Consider the following 7,084-nt stretch of genomic DNA (forward strand, 5'->3'; position numbering starts at 1 on the left):
GTGTTGGCGCATTATAACGCCCCCTTTAAAGAGCGCACTTTTCATTGGGTTGTTTGTTGAAAATCTATACATAATCGTATCCTTAATCCACCGTTAACTTGATTTAATTGAATATGTTTTGTATTTTTCAGTCAAACATAGCCTGAGCTGGAAAGTCTTCTATTCCAAAGAGGGTTATACATTAGCAATAATGTCCCTTTTCTTTTCATGGAGTCGTAGCAGCTAGGGTCTAGACTTAAAGTCAGCCCATCATAACAAACAGAAAGATCAACCGAATGGATTTGTTCCCAACTGGTTAGCCGGACACGTTGGCATCTTCCCGGCTGAATCTGAAACTGCTCTACCTAAAACGTAAGGTTGTAAAAAGGGCGGCATCACCACCATCCAGCCTTCGATAATCACTTGGATGTCGGGTCCGTTGTAAATAAGTTTTTGAGCAGCAAGTGATTTTTGGACTTCTTGATAGAAGATGCGCATTTTTTGGCGTTCTTTTTCACTTATTCCTTGCCACTGTTACTTTGACAACCCCAATTGTTCAGGTCCTGCAACACAACCCATTAATAACAAAGTGCTTAACGTAATTACTATTTATCGCAAAATTATTTTCTCCCTTCACGCCCCTTCCACACGCGGGAAAATGAGTTATGGGATACATCATAGGCTGCTAGATTAAAAGAGCGCAAGTTTATGCCTTTTCGAAAATATGAAGAGGTTGGGGCGGTGAAATATTATAATTTGGTGTTATCACTAAGCACCATGAAAGCAAAGATTATCGAGCTGCCTTATTTTGAGGATGGTGCTGAATGTTTTTCGCATTTTACGCATTTGCCTTTTAAAATCGGCGCTATCGGGTATTATTTAGGTTACGATTCAACGCGACATTTTTTACTTAAAGGCACAAACTAAAAACGATATCACGCTTCCTTCATCGATCATGGGGATATACGATTGGAGCTTAGTCATCGACCATCATGATCAAAAAACATGGGCAATCACACTTTCGGATGAACAGTTACGCTATATCCAAACGCAATTAATTATGCCAGCACACATTGACTCCTTCCACCTGCTTAACGATTTTCATTTGACCATTTCAAACGATCCAACCGCGCATAGCGAAATCGTCACTATCTGAGAAGCTTTTCAAAAACTCAATACGTTTGATTTAACGGGATACTATTTATACGTTAATTGTGAACCTTGTCCCATGTGTTTGGGAGCTTGTTATTGGGCTCGGATCGATAAAACATTTTTTCTTTAACTAAAAAAGACGCTGAGAATATCGGTTTCAAGGACGATTATTGTTACGAACAAATGTGCAAACCTCTATCCCAACGTGATTTAGTTATGGTTCAGTGCTTGCGTGAAGAGGCTTTGCCTTTGTTTGAAGCGTGGGATAAGAAAAAAGATAAAGTCATATACTTAGGTCCCTGCGGGGATGACGAGTTGTTGAATAACATTAACGTCTTCTTTTTAGAAAAAATATCGGGCAACTGTTGCAAACGTTTAATAATTTTCTCAAGGGCTTCTAAATTTTTAATTTCAATGGTGAGATGAATGTAATATCGGTTTTCGAGTTTATCCACCCGGCTATTTAATCCCAAAATGGATTTTTTCATCAGAAATACAATTACTAATGTCACGAATAACGCTAGAGCGATCCTGAGCAACGATATCGACTGGGTATTTTTTAGGAAAAGAATCTCCCAATTGAACGGTCGTCACTCGCTGGGACCGATATTTAATGGCTTGTTGAATATTAATACACGCTTGATGGTGAATGGTGATGCCACGACCCTTGGTTATATAACCAATAATAGGATCACCGGGTATTAGCTGACAACAACGAGCTAGTTGGGTAAGTAAATTCCCTACCCCTTCTTACTAACAAAGGCGCATGCTTTGGGGGAAACCGAGGCTATTCCACGAACGGGAGGTTCCAGAGGTGTTTTTTGTCACCAATTTTTATGGCACGTAACCAATTAAAATGGTTTGAATACCAATATTGCCTGAACCTATAGCCGCCAATAAATCTGTTACGGAACTGAAATTAAGGCCTGAATAAATTTGATTAAGATCGTTTTTTAATAAACCCGCTTTGGTATAGGTTTTTCCCCAAATGGATTCTCCAACTGCTACTTGCTTTTCTCTGTCTTTTTTATGAAACCAATGGCGAACTTTGTTTTGCGCCTGACGGGTTTTTAAATAGCCTAACGTTAACCAATCTCGACTGGGATTGCTTTCTTTTGCCATTAAAATCTCGACACAATCCCCCGTTTTTAAAGTACGCGTCAAAGGGAGCATTTTGCCATTCACTCGAGCACCACGGCAGCAGTGTCCTATTTCCGTGTGGATGCGATACACAAAATCAAGAGGCGTCGCTTCAGCTTCAAGATCAATAACACCTCCGTTGGGTGTAAAAACGTAAATATGATCTTCAAATATTTGACGCCATTTGACATCCGGACTGACCTCCTTTTGACAATACATCACTTCGCGAAGCCAGTTTATTTTTTCCTCATAATCCGAAGTCACCTTTTTACCTTCATTTCCAGTGGGCCGCGACCCCTAATTCAGCTTCTTCGTGCATCCCATAAGTTCTAATTTGAATTTCAACATTGTGCCCCTCTGGACCGATAACAGCGGTATGAATGGATCGGTACCCATTGTCTTTAGGTTTCGTAATATAATCATCGAATTCTTTCACGATAGGTTCCCAGAGCGTATGAACAATACTTAACGCGGTATAACAATCCTCTAAGCTAGAAACTAAAATGCGAACGGCGCTGGTATCGTAGATTTCACTAAAATCCACTTGATTGCGTTGAATTTTTCGAAAAATACTGTAAATATGTTTCGCCCGCCCAGAAATATTATATTTTTCAATATCGCTTTCGCGGAATATGCCCTCTAAATACTTAATCAATTTTTCGATATATTTTTCCCGCTCAACTCGACGCATGTTTAACGATTTAGAAATTAGGCTGTACTCATTTGGATTGAGATAACGAAAAGCCCAATCTTCCATCTGCTATTTAAACTAGCCCACACCCAAACGGTTTGCTAAAGGGATATAGAGGTCCATTATTTTGCGCGATATCTTTTTGCTCTGAGATGGGCTGATAGAGCGAATAACGCAGCGTGGTCAGCCGTTCGGATAATTTAATTAAAACAATGCGAGCATCGTCTACCATCACCAACAACATTTTTCGCAAATTATCAACAAAATTTTGTTGTTGAGAAAATCCACTGGTGCGTATGAGCATATCATCGATTGTTTCCATACGTTTTGTACCCATCAATAATTTGGCGACTGATTTGCCGATTTGATCGTTAAGCGCTTCCTGCGAAATGCCAGACTGGGTAATGGTAGAATACAATAAAGCGGCGGCTAACGTTTCGCTGCTACAGCGCAAGGGTTGTAACAACGAGGCAATCGTCAAACCCTTTTCATACTTTATGGGCAGGCGTTTCATAAGTTGAAGCTAATTTTTCGGCAAGCACAGAAGCCCGCTTCAGCAAATCTGTGTTCTGCTGGGGTTCAGTAGTAGCTAACCATTCTTCCGCTTTTTCTAACATCGTGCTAATAATGCTATTACCTCAATTTCTTCTCATAAGCTGGACACTTTACCTCGAGGAGGGCACAATAGGTGCTCTATGAGCCTAGCTGTTGCTATTATCGGCCCCATTATAGCCATTTTCGGTATCATCATTTTGCATGAATTAGGGCATTTTGTCGTCGCCCGAGCCTGTAGTATTAAAATATTGCGTTTTTCTATTGGTTTTGGCAAGGCATTGTGGCGATGGAAAAGTAAAAGCGGGTCAGAGTACGTTCTCGCTATGTTACCACTCGGCGGTTATGTCAAAATGCTTGGCGAAGGTGAAGAAGCCACCACCTCCAAGGATGCTCGCCGGGCTTATAATCAAAAACCCTTACTAGTGAGAATGATGGTCGTCTTTGCTGGTCCTTTCACTAATCTTTTACTGGCAATTATCGCCTTTTGGGGCGTTTACTTGATGGGCGTTACTCATACGCGGCCTGTTATTGGCAGAGTAATTCCTCACTCGATTGCAGCACAAGCCGGCGTGAAAGTAGGCGACGAATTAATTCAAATAGACAAAATACCCGTTAAGAACTGGCAGCAAGCGTTGATGGCCACTATTAAACGCATGGGTGACCACTCTAAAATGGAATTGAAAGTCAAGCCGCTGTATTCTGATCGATTGGAAGCTCACGAGATGGATCTTTCCACATGGATGCTGGACCGTCGTAGTCCTGATGTTTTCAAAAGTTTGGGCCTAACACCTTATCAGCCAAAAGTCCCTCCTGTAGTAGTATCTATTGCTAAAGATTCCCCGGCTGAAAAAGCAAAATTACAATTGGGCGATCGAATCGTGGCTATCAACGGGCAGCCAATTAAGGATTGGCTACAAATCGTCAACATAGTTCACAATAAACCCAATAAAGAAATTCAATTAACAATTATGCGCGATCATGAAGTTCGTAGAATTCCATTAAAAGTGGCTAGAATGAAAGAAGACGGGAAAGCTTTGGGTTATTTAGGTATACTGTCGCGTCTCCCGCAGTGGCTGCCCCACTTTACTTATCAAGAGAAATACACGGTATTGAGCGCCTGGCTACCTGCTGTGGAACAAAGCTGGCGTCTCTTCACCTTCAATTTAATTGTTATGGCCAAGATGGTTATTGGCAAAGTCTCCATTCACACACTAAGGGGACCAATTACAGTATTTCAAGCGGCGGGTAAAGCGACGCAAGCGGGCTTGAAAGCGTATTTAGAGTTTATTGGATTCATCAATCTAACTATCGGGTTTATTAATTTGCTGCCCATTCCTGGCTTAGATGGAGGGCACCTTTTATTTCAAGTAATTGAAGGCCTCTTCCGCCGTCCCGTCCCGGAACGTATTCAATTAATTGCTTTGACTATCGGTATGATATTTCTTATCTTCCTGATGCTCCAAGCGACTATTAATGATTTGGTGTGTCTATTTTTCAGCTCCTAATCCAATTCCAGCCAGCCAGCCGAGTTCCAAAAGAGCCATAATCATTTCCCACAAAAAGTAAAGATTTTTTCCCCCTCATTTAATTAAAAACAATAGTTTTAATTATTAACTGATTGAAATTCCTGAAAAAGGGGAACGCTATCTGGATGGCCTCAGAACCGCCGGTATTTTTTCAATTCCCCTGCCCTTGTTACCCCCCCCTGAGATAAGATGGAAACTCGCCTTAGTCTCAGAAAAAGATCGTAGTTTTACAGGACGTTAGACTACGATACACATAACTAGACATCAGGTGTAACCAAACAATCACGGTTGTAATTATATTTGCATGCTTACTTTGCACCAGTTTACTAACCATTTTTACGAGCAACTCATCGAGTAAGCATTACAGCAGGCAATCATTGTAATATCCATGTTACATGTCTTATTGATTATTCCCCCAGCCTAGTCTGTTTGTTGTAAAACAGCAGCTAGGCTGCTTTCATTCCAGAAAGGTTTAGATTCTGTTCGTCTAGTCCTTTCAGCCATTTTCCGTTCTGGGATTCTGACTAGAGATAAGTCCATTATATTTTCAGCATCGATTTTAATTCTGAATAAGTTTCCGAAGTTATGTCTCTATTTACTGGACTGGGATGGCATAAATACACATGTAAAGCATCTAAAATTTTTTCTAATTTCCCCAAGGCAACAGGATCACCTTTCTTTAATAAGCGTGTTTCCAAATACATTAATTAAAGAACTATCGGTTTTATTCAAAAATGTTAAAATGGAATGCCCTAATCTCATGCAGACCGTTGAAATGAGGATTTCGAAATGAGATTAATCAAAAGTAACATCCAAACTAAGCGTTCGTTTTAATCGAGATAAATAATAACAATTGATGCCGCCAGATTCCTTACTTAAAAAATAATCGATTTTTTGCATTTTTTTGCATTAAACCTGAATAATTATCTTAACTACATGAATATTAAAATATTTTCTGATTCTAAGTCTTCTATAATGTGAAATTTGATCAGCGTACTCTCGATGAAGGAAAGTTGAAAACTCAAAATATTCGTCATTTAGATTTTTCTAGATCACAAAATTTATCTTTACCAAAACCTCGACATAATTGTTAAAAATAGGGACGATACTTTTCTGCTGTCTTAACGCCTCTCGTTAATTTAACATCTAAACCACCTGGTTTAAACACGACCGATTGTATTTTAGCAAGTAGCATCATAAAAGGATCATCAGGAAGAAAGTTGGCACGATAATAGTCATTGTTCTCAATAGCAGGTGAAAATCTTTTCTTTAACCCTTTGAAAAAACAGCACGCTCTTCCAACCTGTCACAAAAAAATTTGCTTTCTTTAATTTAAGTAATCGACGTTATTTTTTATTTTCTATATCAGAAATATGTAGGTGCCCCCTCCCCAGGTAAACAAGAACGTTAAAAGTTTTAAATCATGGTGAACTAGTTTATTCTTGTGCAGCCTCCACATCAAAGACTAGCTGAGCAAATAAAATTTGTATGTCCAGATATCTTGGATAAAATTTTAGACTAGTAAGATTTTCCACATTGCCATTCTTTCAATAAGCTTCTAAGTCCCCATCTTCTGAAAAATTGCTAAAAGAAGCAGCTTGTTCTTCACTCCAGATAAGATAGTAGGGCAGGGCGAGAACGAGTATCGATCTTCAACTCATCCACCGCTTATTCAAGTGCAGAAGAAAAGTATAGGTGTAGTAGATTTTTCCAAAAAAGAACGTTTGGCTAAACCATCAAATTCTTCAATTTACGCAGAAGCACTGGCTCCAACGCGATGTAGATTAGAGCTGTTTGTCACCCTTTCGTTAAAAAGAGGAGTAATTCAATCTAAAATCTTTTTAATTGAGAGATAAGCCGGGGTTGACGACGACATTTTTCACCTAGCATCTAAACCAGTTTAATCATGGTCAGGTACCCCCTATGAGCGCAGCGAAATACGGGGGCGATAGACGAGATCATTATTTTCCCGTATTCTGCTTTGCTCCATACGTATAGGCCCTGGGTTGTTGTGTCAACAATCAGTTTTGACGAAAAGAAC

The 7,084-nt window shown here is 39.7% G+C and carries 2 protein-coding genes and 4 pseudogenes; 4 read left to right on the forward strand and 2 right to left on the reverse strand.

What is annotated here, in order from left to right; genetic code table 11:
- Positions 1–131: 131 nt before the first annotated feature.
- Positions 132–683: pseudogene (locus tag FIV31_RS06840) on the reverse strand (hypothetical protein).
- Between the two features lie 73 nt (positions 684–756).
- Between FIV31_RS06840 and FIV31_RS06845 the strand changes: the two are divergent.
- Positions 757–1,111: pseudogene (locus tag FIV31_RS06845) on the forward strand (aminodeoxychorismate synthase component I); the annotation flags it as partial.
- A pseudogene (locus tag FIV31_RS06850) lies at positions 1,085–1,422 on the forward strand (nucleoside deaminase); the annotation flags it as partial. The pseudogenes FIV31_RS06845 and FIV31_RS06850, both read left to right, overlap by 27 nt.
- A gap of 37 nt (positions 1,423–1,459) precedes the next feature.
- Here the strand turns inward: FIV31_RS06850 and FIV31_RS06855 are convergent.
- Positions 1,460–3,579 (reverse strand): annotated as a pseudogene (locus tag FIV31_RS06855) (RelA/SpoT family protein).
- Between the two features lie 78 nt (positions 3,580–3,657).
- On the opposite strand from FIV31_RS06855, the gene rseP reads away from it, so the two are divergent.
- The gene (rseP, locus tag FIV31_RS06860) at positions 3,658–5,022 is read left to right on the forward strand and encodes an RIP metalloprotease RseP (protein ID WP_280124256.1); all 1,365 of its coding nucleotides are present in this window, start codon (positions 3,658–3,660) and stop codon (positions 5,020–5,022) included.
- A 1,619-nt stretch (positions 5,023–6,641) separates the two neighbouring features.
- Positions 6,642–6,899 (forward strand): hypothetical protein, encoded by a 258-nt coding sequence (locus tag FIV31_RS06865; RefSeq protein ID WP_280124257.1) that lies wholly within the window; start codon positions 6,642–6,644, stop codon positions 6,897–6,899.
- Positions 6,900–7,084: the final 185 nt, after the last annotated feature.

Source organism: Coxiella endosymbiont of Ornithodoros amblus, from assembly GCF_019425495.1.
Classification (GTDB): Bacteria; Pseudomonadota; Gammaproteobacteria; order Coxiellales; family Coxiellaceae; genus Coxiella.

Bases quoted from the DNA above. Each gene is read 5' to 3' on its own strand.
- rseP (WP_280124256.1), top strand. From the start codon at position 3,658: ATGAGCCTAGCTGTTGCTATTATCGGCCCCATTATAGCCATTTTCGGT.